Source organism: Paludifilum halophilum (assembly GCF_002245355.1).
Taxonomy (GTDB): domain Bacteria; phylum Bacillota; class Bacilli; order Thermoactinomycetales; family DSM-45169; genus Paludifilum; species Paludifilum halophilum.
In genome coordinates this window covers 68108-84525 of sequence record NZ_NOWF01000007.1, presented here as the reverse complement: position 1 = coordinate 84525, position 16418 = coordinate 68108, and the positions used below count along the sequence as shown (strand labels likewise).

At 50.5% G+C, this 16418-nt stretch carries 16 protein-coding genes and 1 pseudogene; 9 read left to right on the top strand and 8 right to left on the bottom strand.

The features are described 5' to 3' along the window. The first annotated feature begins 95 nt into the window (after nt 1-95). The 4 genes from CHM34_RS12100 to CHM34_RS12085 all read left to right on the top strand — a co-directional run bounded on the left by CHM34_RS12100 (nt 96) and on the right by CHM34_RS12085 (nt 3868). Nucleotides 96-695, top strand: coding sequence for a short chain dehydrogenase (locus CHM34_RS12100; protein WP_094264874.1), 600 nt, complete (start codon nt 96-98; stop codon nt 693-695). A 181-nt stretch (nt 696-876) separates the two neighbouring features. Beyond that, nucleotides 877-2382, top strand: coding sequence for a carboxypeptidase M32 (locus CHM34_RS12095; protein WP_094264873.1), 1506 nt, complete (start codon nt 877-879; stop codon nt 2380-2382). 190 nt (nt 2383-2572) lie between these two features. Continuing rightward, complete coding sequence (locus CHM34_RS12090; protein ID WP_206093797.1) at nt 2573-3316, top strand: alpha/beta hydrolase; 744 nt, start codon at nt 2573-2575, stop codon at nt 3314-3316. A gap of 105 nt (nt 3317-3421) precedes the next feature. Then, entirely contained in the window at nt 3422-3868 is a 447-nt protein-coding gene (locus CHM34_RS12085; protein ID WP_094265043.1) for an SACOL1771 family peroxiredoxin, read from the top strand. A 130-nt stretch (nt 3869-3998) separates the two neighbouring features. On the opposite strand, the gene CHM34_RS12080 is transcribed toward CHM34_RS12085, so the two are convergent. From CHM34_RS12080 to CHM34_RS12070, 3 genes are all read right to left on the bottom strand, one after another. Next, the gene (locus tag CHM34_RS12080) at nt 3999-4208 is read right to left on the bottom strand and encodes a YhzD family protein (RefSeq protein WP_240511998.1); all 210 of its coding nucleotides are present in this window, start codon (nt 4206-4208) and stop codon (nt 3999-4001) included. Next, on the bottom strand, nt 4180-5358 hold the full coding sequence (locus CHM34_RS12075; RefSeq protein ID WP_094264871.1) for an acyltransferase: 1179 nt from the start codon (nt 5356-5358) through the stop codon (nt 4180-4182). The genes CHM34_RS12080 and CHM34_RS12075 overlap by 29 nt, the downstream gene beginning before the upstream one ends. Before the next feature lie 370 nt (nt 5359-5728). Beyond that, complete coding sequence (locus CHM34_RS12070; protein WP_094264870.1) at nt 5729-6535, bottom strand: mechanosensitive ion channel family protein; 807 nt, start codon at nt 6533-6535, stop codon at nt 5729-5731. Between the two features lie 187 nt (nt 6536-6722). Between CHM34_RS12070 and CHM34_RS12065 the strand changes: the two genes are divergently transcribed. Then, on the top strand, nt 6723-8030 hold the full coding sequence (locus CHM34_RS12065) for an NCS2 family permease (RefSeq protein WP_094264869.1): 1308 nt from the start codon (nt 6723-6725) through the stop codon (nt 8028-8030). Between the two features lie 435 nt (nt 8031-8465). Here the strand turns inward: CHM34_RS12065 and CHM34_RS12060 are convergent, their stop codons facing one another. Then, nucleotides 8466-8690 carry a type II toxin-antitoxin system HicA family toxin gene (locus tag CHM34_RS12060; protein WP_094264868.1) on the bottom strand — a complete coding sequence of 75 codons (225 nt, stop codon included), beginning with the start codon at nt 8688-8690 and terminating at the stop codon, nt 8466-8468. Continuing rightward, nucleotides 8674-9102, bottom strand: a complete 429-nt coding sequence (locus tag CHM34_RS12055) for a RelB antitoxin-like protein (RefSeq protein ID WP_094264867.1) — start codon at nt 9100-9102, stop codon at nt 8674-8676. The genes CHM34_RS12060 and CHM34_RS12055 overlap by 17 nt, the downstream gene beginning before the upstream one ends. Before the next feature lie 595 nt (nt 9103-9697). Here CHM34_RS12055 and CHM34_RS12050 point away from each other — a divergent pair. Beyond that, nucleotides 9698-10816 (top strand): NAD(P)/FAD-dependent oxidoreductase, encoded by a 1119-nt coding sequence (locus CHM34_RS12050; RefSeq protein WP_094264866.1) that lies wholly within the window; start codon nt 9698-9700, stop codon nt 10814-10816. A 1057-nt stretch (nt 10817-11873) separates the two neighbouring features. On the opposite strand, the gene CHM34_RS12045 is transcribed toward CHM34_RS12050, so the two are convergent. After that, nucleotides 11874-12272: a ferritin-like domain-containing protein gene (locus CHM34_RS12045; RefSeq protein WP_240512016.1), complete on the bottom strand. Its 399-nt coding sequence runs from the start codon at nt 12270-12272 to the stop codon at nt 11874-11876. Nucleotides 12273-12633: 361 nt separating this feature from the next. On the opposite strand from CHM34_RS12045, the gene CHM34_RS12040 reads away from it, so the two are divergent. Both CHM34_RS12040 and CHM34_RS19850 read left to right on the top strand, forming a co-directional pair. Further along, complete coding sequence (locus CHM34_RS12040; RefSeq protein ID WP_094264865.1) at nt 12634-13758, top strand: MBL fold metallo-hydrolase; 1125 nt, start codon at nt 12634-12636, stop codon at nt 13756-13758. Between the two features lie 35 nt (nt 13759-13793). Beyond that, nucleotides 13794-13955, top strand: a pseudogene (locus CHM34_RS19850) (sulfurtransferase TusA family protein); the annotation flags it as partial. Nucleotides 13956-14008: 53 nt separating this feature from the next. On the opposite strand, the gene CHM34_RS12030 reads toward CHM34_RS19850, so the two are convergent. Next, nucleotides 14009-14275, bottom strand: a complete 267-nt coding sequence (locus CHM34_RS12030) for a metal-sensitive transcriptional regulator (protein WP_094264863.1) — start codon at nt 14273-14275, stop codon at nt 14009-14011. 155 nt (nt 14276-14430) lie between these two features. Further along, a complete protein-coding gene (locus CHM34_RS12025) occupies nt 14431-14715 on the bottom strand; it encodes a hypothetical protein (RefSeq protein WP_094264862.1) in 285 nt (94 codons plus the stop codon). A gap of 262 nt (nt 14716-14977) precedes the next feature. Between CHM34_RS12025 and CHM34_RS12020 the strand changes: the two genes are divergently transcribed. After that, complete coding sequence (locus CHM34_RS12020; protein ID WP_500690234.1) at nt 14978-16204, top strand: MFS transporter; 1227 nt, start codon at nt 14978-14980, stop codon at nt 16202-16204. The last annotated feature ends 214 nt before the right edge of the window (nt 16205-16418 follow it).

Genomic DNA, 16418 nt, shown 5'->3' with positions numbered 1-16418 from the left:
TATCGTTATGATGAATTTAAGGAGAGAGTCGTCGTACTCTCATTTTTTGTCAATGGAAATCGATTGGTAAACTGGTTGAGAAAAGGGGTATCAAGATGAAGGTTCTTATTATTGGTGCAAGTGGTACGATCGGGAAAGCAGTTACGAAAGAATTGGAACCATATCATTCGATTATTGGTGCTGGACGTAACGGTTCTGACGTATCTGTCGATATCACTTCTGTGGATAGTATTAAGAACATGTACGCACAGATAGGGAATATTGATGCTGTCGTTAGCGCAACAGGTGGTGCTCATTTTGCCCCTCTTCCCGATTTAACGCCAGAGTTAAATGAAGTAGCCATCGAGAGTAAACTGAAAGGTCAAATTCATTTAGTTCTTTTAGGTTTGGACTATATGAATGATAACGGTAGCTTCACCTTGACAACTGGCATTATGATGGATGATCCCATTCCACAAGGTGCCTCAGCGGCCATGGCAAATGGTGGTGTTAAGTCATTTGTCAAATCGGCAGCTATTGAAATGCCTAGAGGCATTCGTATAAACAGTGTCAGTCCTAATGTGTTACAGGAATCATTAGATCAATACGGTGACTTCTTCCCTGGTTTTGAAGCAGTTCCTGCTAGTCGTGTGGCTACCGCTTTTAAAAAAAGCATCGAAGGAGCCCAAACCGGAAAAAATTATGAGGTTTATTAAATAAAAAATTTACAGGTATAAACTCCGTCCATTTATCTTAGGGTCGGGTCTCGTCCTCCCTTTTTCAAAACCCGCTTGACGGAATGGACCCGTTGCCAATTCCCGGGGAACAGGGTTATGATGGATTTGAGTTACATATGTTAATTGTCTGTTGTTTCAACATTTTTAGGAGGTTTGAGGATTGAAAGAAAAGCTGGATGAATTAAAGGGGTTATTGACGGAAGTTTATGATTTGGAACATGTGGGTGCCCTGCTGCATTGGGATCAATCGACCTATATGCCTGGTGGAGGAGCGGCGGCGAGGGGGCGGCAGTCCTCGATTGTGGAGCGGCTGGCTCACGAGAAAATGACGGATTCCCGGATCGGTCGGCTGTTGGAACAGTTGCAGCCCTATGAGGAAAGCCTTCCTTACGATTCCGACGATGCGGGATTGATCCGGGCGGCCCGTCGGAAATTCGAAAAGGCGACGAAAGTTCCCTCATCCTTTATGTCAAAGCTGATCAGCCACCAGGCGGAGACGTATCAGGTATGGATGGAAGCCCGGCCTGCCGACGATTTCTCCAAGGTTCGTCCTTATCTGGAGAAGACATTGGAGTATAGTCGGGAGTTGGCGGCGTATTTTCCGGGGTACGAACATATCGCCGATCCTCTGATCGACTATGATAACGAAGGGGTGACGGCTTCGACACTTCGCCAACTGTTCGGCGAGCTGCGGGAGCAGTTGATGCCCTTGGTTCAAGCGGTGGCGGAAAAGGAGCCTGTGGATGATTCCTGTCTGAAGCAATGGTATCCCGAGACGGCCCAGTGGGATTTCGGTTTGGATGTGATCCGGCAACTCGGTTACGATTTCCACCGGGGGCGTCAGGATAAGACCCACCATCCCTTTATGACCAAGTTTTCCCTGGGTGATGTACGGATTACCACCCGGGTGAGAGAAAATGACCTGGGAGAAGCGCTGTTCAGTACGATTCACGAATCCGGACACGCCATGTACGAACAGGGGATTTCGATGGATTTTGAAGGGACTCCGTTGGCTGAGGGCGTTTCTCCGGGAGTTCACGAAAGCCAGTCCCGTCTTTGGGAAAATATCGTCGGTCGCAGCCGCGGGTTTTGGGAGCATTTTTATCCCAAGCTGCAAAAGGTGTTTCCGGAACAGCTCGGTTCCGTCTCCCTGGATACCTTCCACCGGGCAGTGAATAAGGTACAACCGTCCCTGATCCGTACGGCGGCGGATGAGTTGACCTACAATCTCCATGTGATGATCCGCTTTGATTTGGAATTGGCGCTGTTGGAAGGAAAATTGGACATTAAAGATCTGCCGGAGGTTTGGCGGGAACGGTACCGCTCCGATCTGGGGATCGCCCCGAAGGACGATGCGGATGGCGTCCTGCAGGATGTGCACTGGCATATGGGCATCATCGGCGGTATGTTTCAGGGATATACCTTGGGCAACATCTTGAGTGCCCAGTATTATGAAGCGGGATTGAAGGCCCATCCGGAAATCCCCGACCAGATCCGAGAAGGAAAGTTCGACACCTTGCATGGGTGGCTCAAGGAAAACATCTATCGGCACGGCAGCAAGTTTACCGCTCAGGAATTGACGGAGCGGGCGACGGGTTCTCCGTTGACGATCGATCCTTATATCCGGTATTTGAAAAACAAGTTCGGTGAGATGTATTCGCTCTAAGTGAGAAAGCCCGGTATTCCGCCGGGCTTTTTCTATCGGTCTTCCGTAAGACACTGTGATCGAGGTGATTCTCGATGAGAGCTTTATCCGTCAAATGACTTTGTGCCACCCGAAAAAAATGGAGGATTTTATTCCTTTACTGCGAAATCAGATTGAAGATGAAATCCTGACCGTGAGGAGGTTGGTCCCGGTGGAAGAGACGTATACGGTGATGAAGGAAGCTGAACCTTTTTATTTTCCGGGAAATGAGATCGGGGTGTTGGTTCAGCACGGCTTTACGGGAACGACTCACAGTGTGCGGGAATTGGGTCAATATTTGGCGGCATGCGGATTTACAGTGTATGGACCGCGTCTGAAAGGGCACGGAACCCATTACAAGGAGATGGAGACAACTTCGTATCAGGATTGGGTTGCATCGGCTGAAGCCGGTTATATGATGCTTCAGGAGAAATGTTCGCAGATCTTTGTCGTCGGTTTATCCATGGGGGGAACCTTGGCCTTGCATCTGGCTCACCGTTATCCGGAAACGAAGGGCATGGTGCTGATTAATGCAGCGCTTGAAATTCCGGACATGGAACAAGTGACTGACTGGGAGGAGCCGCGATTTCTGGAAGCGATCGGATCGGATATCAAAGCGGACGGTGTACAGGAACTCTCCTATGAAAAGGTGCCGCTCCAGTCTTTCAAGGAAATTGTCAAATTGATGGCTCTTACCAAAGAGAAAGTACCTGCCGTCTCTTGCCCGGCAAAGATTCTGGTTTCCAAGGAAGATCATGTGGTGCCGCCGTCCAATTCTCAGTTTATATACGACGATCTCTCATCCTCCGACAAAAAGTTGATTGAACTGGAAGATTCTTATCACGTGGCAACTTTGGATAACGACAAAGATCGAATTCAGCGGGAGACGGAGGAATTCATCCGCCGTCTGACCTGAGGGGAGAAGTCGGACTTTTGCGGTCCCCTCTGGGAGGCCGATTACGCTCCATCTGGTAAAATGGGAAAGGAGTCGGATGTTGGATACAGAAAGGTGGAGGAATCATTGCCCAGACATGAGTTTCATCTGACAGCCGAGTGGAATGGAGGCCGTAACGGAGAAGGAAAAATATCCGCCGGCCATCTGAATACCCAAATTTCCATTCCCGAGGAGATGGACGGTCCGGGGATCGGGACCAACCCCGATGAGATGTTGATCGGTGCCGCCGCCACCTGTTATATCATCACCCTGGCGGCCATGATCGAACGGAAAGGAATTCCCTTGTCTTCATTAAGCTTGAAAACCGTGGGCGGTGTTCGCGAGGATCGGGGTTTGAAATTTGAAAGTATCACCCATAAACCTGTTGTGGTTTTGGATGCAGCTGCCACAGAGGAACAGGTGAAATATGTGGAAGGAGCCGCTGAACGGGCGGAACAGACTTGCATGATTTCCAATGCCCTTCGAGGTAATGTCCGTTTGGAGGTGGAGGCGACGGTTACCGTTGCCCGATGATTCGGTGATGGCCGCTCCCCATACCGAGAGGTGACGGGGGCGGCCATTCGCATATCGCCCTCTTTCCTGTTTGCCGTAATCCAATAGAGAAGGAAGCGGCGGAAGAACAACACCTCCGCCGCTTCCCTGTTTAGGCCTTTTCCTTCGCTTTCTTTCCTTTGTGGCTTTGAAACTCCACCAATCTTCCGGTGACGTGGAAGAGACGGAAGGGATAAGAGGTCGCCTCCTTCTCTCCGAGAAAGGCGTGCCCTTTTTCTTTGGCTTCATTGTCGGTATCGGCTTGGATTCCCTCGTCGTACAGTTTGTTTCCCTCATGGTTGTACACGGTCAAATGGTACATGTTCATCCCCCTTGTCGTCGGTTTTCTCTATTATATCATCTGTTTTGCCATCAGCGGGAAGGGAAGGGGTCCGGCGGCGGAAATCGGTTTTTCTCGCACCGCGGATGGGAGGGACGGTCAGCAGGTAGCGGGAGCCGGGAAGGCGACGGATTCCCTGGACCAACAGGATCGAACCGAAGAGGACTAAGATCCAGACTGCGGGATAGAATGCGGGGTTCCACCCGATCTCCGGCAGTGTTTGATGAACGCCGAAGATGACCAGGGGGTGTACCAGATAAATACCGAAGCCGAGAGAACCCACTCGGAGAATCGGCTGAACCCATCGCCTGCGTACCGACCATGCGCCGTAAACGGCCAACCCTGTCAAGCTGAGCAAAGGAATGTGGATCAGATTGGACAGGCGTTTGGAACTATACGGGCCGAAGGTCTGATACTCCCAAACTGCCAGGAGGATCACCAGCAGACTGAGGAGGACAAGAAGGCTCCGTCCTTGGACCAGCCAAGAGGATATTCGATTCCAGTAGAAAGCCAGACACCCGCCAAAGATAAAATAAAAAATCCAGGAGGGCAAAAAGGCTTGTTCCAGCAGAAGGGCTTCCATCCATTTTGACAGTCCCTCTGCGTTCAGGGACAGAAACCAGGCGTTTATTCCCCCGGATACAACCAGTGCCGTGATCCAGGCCCTTCCGCTGTTCAAACGGCGCAGAAGGAAGGGAAACAGGAGATAAAACTGGATTACGATCGACATGAAATAAAGATGGTGAAAGGAATGGCCCAATACAAAGACATGGATCAATCGAAGGGGAGTGATCGCAGGAGCCGAAGGGTTGGTCCAAAGAGTGAGGGTAAAATATAGGATTCCCCAAATCAAAAAGGGAGAGACGATTTTGACTAGTTTGGACTTCGCAAACCGTGCGGGAGAGAAGGCTTTTCCGCGAAAGGGGTAGAACAGCAGGAAACCGCTGAGAACGGCGAAGATCGGGGTGCCAAACCGACCGAGCTGGTTCAGCAGGAGCAGCCAATCATTCCATACTTGTCCGTTTTCGTAGAAGTAAGAAGCAGTGACGTGGACGGTCAGCACTGCCAGGCAGGCAAGCCCCCGCAGGAAATGGATTTCCGGAAGGAATTCACGGGACGAAGAGCCGGACATTGAAGATCCCTCCCACAGCGAGTCCGGATAGACCCTCAGAAACTGCGATGGTGACAGCGGATGGAGTCGGTCACACTCTTAGTTAGGGTAGCAATCCTTTTCCTGGATTTCAATCATCTCGATACAAAAAATGGACCCATCCACTGAGGGATGGGTTCATGCTGGATACGGTAAAGGGGGTTACCGCTGATTTCAATGTAACGCATCCGTGCTAAGAGAAAATGAAGGGTTTGTAAAGATTTTGTAGACGGGCGATGATTCAGCCGTTGGAGGCCGATCCCGGAGGCGGTTTGTTTGTGCGAGAGCCTGGAGCATCCCATCCGTGAACAAGAAATCCCCCTGAGTCGGCAGGGGGATTTTGATGCATCCGTTAATCGCTTTTTTCGTTTTTGTGAACGAGGGTTTGCGTGGGGAAAGGAATTTCGACCCCCGCCGTATCCAGGGCTTCTTTCAGCTCCTTGCGCAGGGTTCGTTCCACAGCCCACTGTTCGCCGTTTTCCGTCTTGGCCAGAATACGGATAACCACGTCGGAAGAACCCAGGTGCTGAACGCCCAGAACGTTGGGACCCTCGACGATGGAGGGGAGTTGTTCCTTGACCTGATCGCACTTTTCCTGGAGTACGCGAACCGCTTGATCCACGTTTTCATTGTAGGCGATGCCGATGTCCACCAGAGCCTGCATGTTGCCCCGGGAGTGGTTGGTCAGAGACCCGATTTCCCGGTTGGGGATGTAGTGAAGATCGCCGTTAAACCCGCGCACTTTTATCACCCGCAGGCCGGTTTCTTCCACGACACCGGAGTAGCCGTTGATGGTCACGTACTCTCCGACATTCACCTGGTTTTCCACCAGAACGAAAAATCCGGTGACCACGTCGCTGACCAATCCTTGTGCTCCGAAACCGATCGCCAAACCGAGGATTCCAGCGCTGGCGATGATTCCGGTAGGATTGACACCGAACTGGTCCAGGATGGCGACGAGGGTGATAAAGAAGATCGCATAGCCGATGACACTGGTGAGAAGCGACTTCATCGTATCGATGCGCGGAGCCGGGGTGTCCGTCTGCTTTTTCATGCGCTGTTCCACAATACGGGAGACAATCCCTTTCAATACGCCATAAACGATAAAAGCGATGACAATAATAATTCCGGAGGTAATCAGCGGTGCCAACCAGTTCACTGACAAATCTCCCTTCACCTTAAGATCATGAAAGCTTTTTGCACTGGACTTTTCAGTGTATAAGAATAGATTAACATCTCCGATCAGGGTGGGGGAAGGGAAAATAGGGTTGTATGATTGTTAAAAAACGATTAATATTTAACATGTAGGTTGTATTGTTCGTTTTTAGCTGTTTAGGAGGGTCCATATGGAACGATTTTTTCGTTTTCGAGAAAAAGAAACGAACCTTCGGACCGAAATTTTGGCCGGTATTACTACGTTTCTGACCATGGTTTATATCGTTGTGGTCAATCCGGCTATCCTGAAGGATGCCGGGATGGATTTCGGTGCGGTGTTTGTGGCTACGGTGTTGGCTTCCGTCCTCAGTACATTGATTATGGGACTGTTTGCTAACTACCCGATCGCGATTGCTCCGGGAATGGGATTAAATGCTTATTTCGCTTATAGTGTTGTCGGTCAAGGCCAGATCGGGTGGGAAGCGGCATTGGGAGCGGTTTTTGTCGCCGGCTTGATCTTTTTGGCTTTGTCTGTGACTTCCTTTCGGGAAAAGCTGATCCAGGCGATACCATCCAGTCTGAAGTTCGGAATCACGGCGGGGATCGGGTTGTTTATCGCCTTTATCGGACTGAAATCCGCCGGGATTATCGTGGGTAATGAAGAGAATCTGGTCGGGTTGGGCGATTTCCACGATCCGGTGACGATTCTCAGCCTGTCCGGGCTTTTCATCACCCTGATCCTGATGACCCTGGGAGTGCCGGGAGCTTTGTTTGTCGGGATGGTGTTGACGGCGATTTTAGCCGGGGTTTTTGGCTTGTTGGAAATGCCGGATCAATGGGTGACCCTGCCCCCGAGCATGGCTCCTACTTTTGGAACGGCTGTTGTTTCTATTCCCCAGATGTTTGAGCACGGGTTGTACGCAGTTGTTTTCGCCTTTCTGTTGGTAACCTTGTTTGATACGACGGGAACCATGATCGGGGTGGCGGAACAGGCGGGACTGATGAAAAATGGCACGTTTCCCCGGATGAAGCCCGCTTTGTTGGCGGATGCGGTGGGAATGAGCGCCGGAGCGGTGATGGGTACCAGTCCGACCAGCGCTTACGTGGAGTCCTCCACTGGAGTGGCGACAGGAGGGCGGACCGGTATGACGGCGGTGGTGGTGAGCCTGTTGATGCTGGGAACCCTGTTCTTTGAGCCGGTCGTCAGCCTAATTGCCAACCTCCCGGCGATCACAGCCCCTGTTTTAATCATCGTCGGCTCTCTGATGATGGGTGGACTGGCCGAGGTTCGTTGGGGAGACTTCGATGAAGCTTTCCCGGCTTTCATCGTCATGTTGAGCATGCCCTTGACCTCCAGCATCGCCACTGGGATCGCCTTCGGCTTTATCACCTACCCGTTAATGAAAGTGATGCGGGGCCGTTTTCGCGAAGTCCACCCCCTCTTGTACCTGTTCATGGTGTTATTCATCCTCCAATTGGTCTTCCTCCCGGAATCCTGACACGAGTACAGAATTGTGGATCCGACAGAACCGACCGAACCGCTGCATCCACAGCGGTTCGGTCGGTTTTTCGTCCTCACGTTACCGACCTACCTATGAGGAATTGAAACCAATCACCCGGGCACGAACCTCGATAGATGGATTGAAACGTTACCGATCTACCTATGAGGAATTGAAACTCTGACACGCCACCTGCGTAAATGTTTCCGTCATCATCGTTACCGATCTACCTATGAAGGAATTTATACGAAGCATCGCCCAAGATCCGGTATGCCTCTACCGTTGAGTTACCTTTTCGGGTCTTTTACCGCCTTCATCCCCAGAATATTTTAAAGTGGAGGAACCCATAACAAGGCCGTCCGGGTTTCGTGAACCCCGAACAATATACACATTTCAGAAAAGGGGTGGCCAACATCGCCACCCCTTTTCTGCCCATTACTTTATTTTGTTGAAATAATCTTCTGTCACCTGTAGCTGTTTCTTTAAGATCATTCGCCACATACCTGGGCTATATTCCTTATTGCCGTGTGATATCTGGGTTTCTTTCACCGATCCATCCGGCATGACCTTTCGGTAATACTTGTGATGTTTCCCTTTTCCCCTGACACGTTCCCAACCGTCACGCCTGCAAAAGCGTTCATGCTCACGCGGGGTCGGCATATTCGATTAACCCGGTCACTTCGTCTTTGTTCTCTGCCAGTTGGACACGCAATACATACGGAAAATGGGTGCGACGGTTAGGGGCGTTGAAGTAAAGGTTGAATTCCTCGAGGTATCGTTCTGCGTATTCTATTAACTGATCGGCCAATGATTCCCGTAACGCTTCCACCGTTGGTGCATGATCCACTAGGTCGAAGCCTTCTAATGATCCGCTAACCGATCCGTCGGGTTCCTGCTCGTATTCTAATCGGAATCGGATGTCTTTTAGCAGCTCCTGTGCGTGTGCCATAGACAAAGCTAAAATACGGTCACGGTTGCGTTGTATGGCTTTCGGCCGCTCTCTGACTACATCATCGATAAACCGTCCCCATTCCCGCCTTACATCTGTTGCGTTTACGATTTGCATAATCATTCCACCTCCACCTCCTTCATACTATCATCACTATGTACATTATGTACATAGTGTGCCCCGCCGCTCGAAAAATATATACAGGGAGAAGAAACGAATAGAAACTTTGAAGGTAATCGATCATCACAGCAAGCAGCGGAATACTGGGGTTCTATTGTGGATGAACTTTTTTCGCAACCCAAAATAGTCGTCGATGTCCAGTAAAGGTAAAAACCTCGGGGGATCGACGACGTTCATAATATCGGCGGAATCCTTGTCCTTAAAGGGAAAACGGGAAAAAAGAGTTGAGAAGAGGCGGATTTTTTTGTACTTTATGGATAGAGGGAAACAGCTTAGTTATGGGCTTTTCTGGAGTTACCGAACTACCTATGAGGAATTGAAACCCTTTTGCTTTGACCAAGACGACGCCGGCGACGCAGTTACCGAACTACCTATGAGGAATTGAAACATCTCTCTCATATGGTGCCAGCTGATCGGTCCCGCCGTGTTACACATCTATCTCCAAGGAATGAAAACAGGAACGGGCAGTCTCGGGATGGATGGAACCTGCCGAGCAGTCCTTGTTTTCATGGATGTTACAGAAAGTGGGTGGCTCAAAATGAAGGTTGTTATTGTCGGGGCGGGGATTGTCGGTGCCAGTGCGGCTTATGTTTTAGCGAAACAGGGGACGGAGGTTGTGTTGGTTGATCGGGAGGATCAGGGCCAGGCGACAGCGGCGGGGGCGGGGATTGTCTCCCCGTGGATCTCCCACCGTTCCGAGGATGCAGATTGGTACCGGCTGGCCAGTGCCGGTGCCCGATACTACCATCGGCTCGTTTCTCAGCTGAGTGAAGATGGGGAAGTCGATTTTGGTTTCAGCCGAGTCGGGGCTCTCGCAGTCAGCCGGGACACCGAGGAGCTGGACAGGATCGAGGCACAGGCTTATACGCGCAAAACCGAGGCGCCTGAAATCGGCGACATCACCCGGATGAAACCTGGAGAAGCCAATCGGCATTTTCCGCCTCTAGATCGAGATTTGGGGGCCGTTCATATCACAGGGGCCGCTCGAGTGGACGGTCACTTGCTGCGAGAGTCACTGAAACGGGCCGCTCGGAAACACGGTGTCCAGGTGCGAAAGGGTGACGCTCAACCGGAAATGGCCGATTCGCGCATGTTCGGGGTTCGTGTACATGATGAGAAGATCGAAGCGGATGCGGTCGTGGCGGCATCGGGGGCATGGGCGTCGCAAATGTTAGAGCCGCTCGGTGTGAAGGTTCCCGTCGCTCCTCAGCGCGGACAAATCATGCATTTGCAACTGCTGGGAGATATCGATACCTCTCGCTGGCCGGTCGTGTTGCCGACGGGCAGTCACTATATGTTGGCGTTTGACGATTCCCGGGTGGTGGTTGGAGCGACCAGAGAAGATGATACCGGATTCGATTACCGAATCACGGCGGGAGGGATGGCGGAAGTCCTGAATGAAGCTCTGGCGGTGGCACCGGGACTGGCGGACAGCACCGTTTACGAGACGCGTATCGGTTTTCGCCCGGTCACTCGGGACCTTTTGCCCCTGCTTGGTACGGCCCCGCAACTCTCCGGCTTGGTGATGGCTACCGGCCTCGGCCCCTCCGGTTTAACGATGGGGCCGTATGTCGGAAGCCTGGCCGCCTCCCTTGCTTTGGGAGAATCGCCTGCCTTGGACTTGGCCCCTTACGATCCGTTACGCAACCCCGAATGAAACGAAGATCCCCTTAAAAAAGGCCGCTGAGAAGCGGCTCTTATAGTTTGACCGCTAAAGAGGTGGCCGTTCAAGCGGCGCAGGAAGCCCCCTGCGGGGCATCCCGGTCAGCTTCGATTTCAATTACCGGGAACAGTTATGGACTCTAGCGGAGGCGAGAGAGACGATGGAGGGTTTCCTTACCCGGCCTCCTGTCCGGATAGGGAGCCGGGTTTTTTCTCAGACAGCAGGGAAATACCGAGATGTATATGTGAGGTATAGGTTCGGTGCCAGTCATTGACTGACGATATTGATGCAGTTGGTGGACCCTCCTTTTTAAAAAACGGAAAAAATGTTTGTCGGCGACATCAATGTGTAAGAATCAGAGACTTTCTTGAGGTTGGGGTTTGTTTACGGTCTTAAACTCTAACTTTCGATAATTTAAGCGTATCGGAAGTTAGGGTTTATACAAAACTTCGTCCGTGTTTCGCCAGGATTGAAGGAATCGATATAGTTGAATGTTTGCACTCTTTTTATTGCAGGAGGGCTACAAACAAGAGACGCCGGATACGGGGCGACTCTTTTTTATACTTCTTGTTTTTCTGTGATCGCTAGCCATATACTTTTCTCATTCAATTCGGATGCATAACTTATTAGTTCCCCATTAATAAAAACCGCTGGAGTAGCCACTTTCAAAACGGAGTCCGAAGTAGCCAAAGCAGAAAATGGACTCTGTTTTAAGTGGTTTTGCATTTTTTTCTGGGCCAATAGTCGATCCATGGGGACATTATAGTTATAGATATGAACAGTGGTCCATTCCGGAAGTTGTTCTTTCAAACTCTTTTTTTAGGTGGGGAGTTGTGTACCGCCACGGCTCCCGTTGCAATGTTGCCCCTAAACGTCCTCCCTCCAGATTCTCCGCTGGGTAGAATGGCAAAAGTCGCTTAGGCGGTACACAACTCCCTTTTATATGCCCAAAAATACATATACCTGTTTGTCCATATTGTCAATCATAGTGCCGCTATTCATGAAGACCTTTTTGAAAAAGTTTGAGCCACGGTTTAAGGGCTGTTCGTGGTTATTCCGACTTATGGATGATCTTTGTCCAGAAATAAAGGAACCAAACGGCATGGTTTTGCTCGTCTTGAGCGGCGCGGATGAAGGCGCTTTTAACGGCGGGATTTCTGGCTTTATCAGCGATATCGAGATAGAAGTCAACGGTTTGCTGTTCGTCTTTCAGAGCGAATTCCAATCCTTTTTTATAATCGTCCGGGCATTCTTCTTTTTTGATCCGTGGTGACTGTCCGGTCAGACGGACGTAAATCCGGGTGAATTCGTGATAATGATTGATTTCGTCTTGACGGATTTCCATGATCTGCTTCCGTTCATCTTCCTTGGGGGACAAACGGATTAACTTCTCGTAACAGGTAATCGCATTGTATTGACCGCTGATTGCCCTGGCAATATCACGGATCACATCGGTACCTTCACTGAATCTTCCCCTTACTCCCGGTGCATGAGTCTGTAGAGGGTCATAATACGGATTGAGTGGATGATGAGTATAGGGATTCAATGATCCTCACTCTCCTCTTCCTTGGATGACGGGATATCGTATGATCGAATGGTTCAAGGCGTGTGTCGGTTATAAGCGAGGTAAAATTTATGCATGAAGAGAATCGATTGACATACATATACCCCTATATGTATTATGGAATTGTTCAAGTACGGGAACCGATGCCATACGCTTCGCTCAAGATAAGCGCATTCCCCCCCTCCCTGAAGAGTTAGAGGAGCGACGGTCAGATCGGGATTCGAAAACGGTAAAGGAGGAATAAAGAGTGGCGTTCAAAACCATAACCGCAGAAGAATTGCGGGATAAAACGGACAACAGGGACGACATTTTGATCCTGGATGTGCGAAACCCGGAAGACTATGCCTATTGGAAAATCGAAGGGAAAACGGTTCGTACGCTAAACATTCCCTATTTCGATTTCCTCGATAATAAAAAGGCGGGGGAACCCTACCTGCCCAAGGAGTCGGAAGTGATTATCGTTTGCGCCAAGGGTGTCTCTTCCCAAATGGTGACGGAAATATTGGCCGACCAGGGATATCACGTCGCCTCCTTGGAAGGGGGAATGCGAGCTTGGAGTCAGGTCTATCACCGTACCCCTGTGATTGAAGCGGAAAATTTGAAGCTATATCAGGTGCGGCGGCCGGCTAAAGGTTGTCTTTCTTATCTCATGATTTCGGGGGATGAAGCACTTGTACTGGACCCCAATCGACATGTGGATCAATACATGAAATGGGCGGAGGAAGACGGGGCCCGCATTACTACAATCGTGGATACCCATATGCACGCCGATCACATTTCCGGTGCTCAGGAACTGGCGCAAAAAACGGGGGCCGATTATTATATCTCCTCAGCGGACGCGAAGGATTTGTTCCATAACTATAAACGGCTGGAGAAACAGGATGGGGTTTTGTTCGGGGAAGCCGACGTTAAGGTCATCGCTTTAGAGACTCCGGGACACACGCCGGGAAGTGTCTCCCTGTTGGTGAAGGACCGTTATCTTCTGTCCGGAGATACCCTTTTTGTAGGAGGACCCGGTCGGCCTGATCTGGGTGGAAATCCCGAAGTCCGAGGGAAAATGCTCTTCGAAACCATTTTCGGCCGGTTGGGGGAAATGCCGGAGGATATCGTGGTTTTTCCCGGCCATTATGCCGGTATTGAGGAAATCGATGAGAATGGTGCGGTTTGGGACACCTTGGGCCGGATTCGCGAGCGGAGCGACGTGATGCAGATCCGGGACCAAGGTCAATTCCTTCAAGCCGTCATCAAAAACTTACCGGAGACTCCGCCTAATTATGAAAACATCCTGCAAGTGAACGGCGGGCGTAAACAGGTGGGTGACGAAGAAGCTATCGATATGGAAACCGGCCCTAACAACTGTGCCATCGGATGATACAGGCATAAGAATATTCAAAGGAGAGGAATGTCATGAAAGCGGATTGTGTCATCGACGCTAAAGGTTTATCTTGTCCGATGCCGATCGTATGGGCGAAAAAAGGAATCGAATTGGAAACCGGTCAGGTTATGGAGTTGCAATCCACGGACAAAGGGTCTTTTAACGATTTTCAAAACTGGGTGAAACAAACGAACCGTTACAAGAAAACAAGCGGGTTCTCCTTCGAAGGGGAATCCGCTTGTTTTTCTTATCTGCTTTTTACCAGAAGGTTCATTGCCTCCTGGACCATTTGCTCTGTATTTCCGTCCTTTCCTTTTTCCACTTCTTCCCGGATACAACGTTCCAGGTTGTAACTGACGATATAAGCTGTCGCACGGTCGACAGCGGAACGAATAGCGGAAAGTTGCGAGACCACATCCTTGCAGGATTTTTCCTCTTCCATCATCCGTAAAACTCCGCCAATCTGTCCTTCGATTCGTCGCAAGCGTCGTTTCATATCATCCGAATATTGCATGGTTGATAGCTCCCTATTAAAATGAAATACAAGTACACCTATGGGTATTATAAGGAATTGGGGGATCAGGTGTCAATTGATTCATCTCCATCGTTTCCATATCCATGATTGATATAATAAAGGGAGCGAATCAAATACCGAATAATCATTCTTAATCAAGGAAGCGTGGAGTCAAGGGTAAAAATGATAACGAAAGCGGCACCGGCTATGATAAAAACTCCCTCTACACCGATCTCATGGGCCAGGAAAGCTCCAGCTCCAACCATGGGGGATACCAGCATGGCTGAATTCTGGAGAGCATGGGCGACTGCGGTGAACCGTGCCACCATATTGGACGGGGATTCAGCTTGTAGTAGCGTTATATAGGGAATCGCCAACAAGGGTCCGATCAAACCCACTCCAAACCATAGGAACCACCAAACAGACAGTGGAGCTATCAACCATCTCCATCCTCCCATTCCCAGCGTCAGACACAACGTCCCCCCAAACAGTCCGGCAACAGCCATCATGTGCAAAGGATTTGGAATCCGATGGCTTAAAGGTGTAGAAAAAAGTGTTGAGAAGAGGCGGATTTTTGTGTAACTTATGGAGAGAGGAAGTGGTTTCCTCTCCAGAAACACTGCCAACCATTACACCCCGTCGCTCAGCCGTTAAGGGCTTTGACGGGGTGTTTCCTGTCACACAGGGTTCAGGGTATATCTCATCGCATGGTTCTGTTCCAACCGCATCCATGCTCCTGACAGAAAGGTGGAAGAGGATCTGAGTAACCGTAACTTTGTCGTTCTGTTGGCTGTGGTGGCGGTGGCGGCTCTGAATCAGGGAATGCTGTTGCCGCTTTTGGCTACGTTATTAGAAGATGAGGGCATCTCCTCCAGTTTAAACGGGCTCAATGCCGCATCTTTATATTTGGGCATTTTGGCTGTGACTCCCCTGTGCGGACCGATGGTGCGCCGTTTCGGTTACCGGCGGGTGATGGTCGCGGGGCTGATGGTAACGATTTTCAGCCTCTTCTCATTTCCAGTTTGGAAGGGCTTTTCTTCCTGGTTCCTGTTGCGCTTTTTAGTGGGAGTGGGAGATTGCGCTCTGCAATATGCCGCCCAGCTTTGGATCACCAGTGACAGCCCCCGGCATCTGCGGGGGCGGCGGATTTCCCTGTACGGCTTGGCTTTTGGGATCGGTTTCGGGATCGGTCCTCTGGGGATCAATTTACTCGCTTGGGGAGATGCAGTCCCCTTTTGGGTGATGGGCTTCCTGCTGTGCGGGGTCTTTTTCGGGGTAAACCGGTTGAAAGAAGCCAAGCCGGTGATTTTACCCGGTAAGGAGCGGGGACGGCGAAAAGTGCCCCGGATTTACCGGTGGGCTTTTGTGGCTCTGTGTCCGGCGTTTGTATACGGTTTCCTGGAGGCTTCGTTATCCGGGAGTTTTCCCATCTACGGTTTGAGGGAAGGGCTGGATACCGCTTGGGTATCGGTTCTGATCAGTGCCTTTTTGTATGGAAGCCTGTTATTTCAGGTACCGCTGGGTGTGTTGAGCGACCGATGGGGCCGTCGTTTGGTTCTGGGGGGCACGTGCCTGTTCGGAGCTGTCGGAATGGCCTCGATCCCGGCAGTCATGGGGAATGCGGTGCTTCTGCTGGTTTTATTCACTCTGATCGGCGGGTTGTTGGGTTCTCTGTACTCCCTGGGGTTGGCTTATATGGCGGACTTGTTGCCCCAGGAATACTTGCCGGAGGCTAACGCCCTGGCTAATGTCCATTTCGCAGTCGGGTGCATGACCGGTCCTTATGCCGGCGGTTTGCTGATTCAAAGCGTCGGGGGCGGGGGGTTGTTCTACCTGATCTCCGCTACGCTGTTTACCTTTGTTCTGTTGACGGTTTTCCAGCGGAAACCGGCGGTGCGGGAGACTTCTTCCCATACGGAGTCGGTATAATCCCTTCCGACAGACTTCGGGTCGGGTTTATCCCCGCCCTTATTCGCGTGAATGAAATAATGGGATGTCTTTCGGGTTATGACTATGCATCCATTGTTAGGATTCTTTATATGGGAAATATGTATTTTGATTTTCAGCATGATTCCGAGTTTAAATCGAACAAGTTCCGGGTGTAGTTCGGTGCTAAATTCTTTTTATTGTAATTTAATCCTTT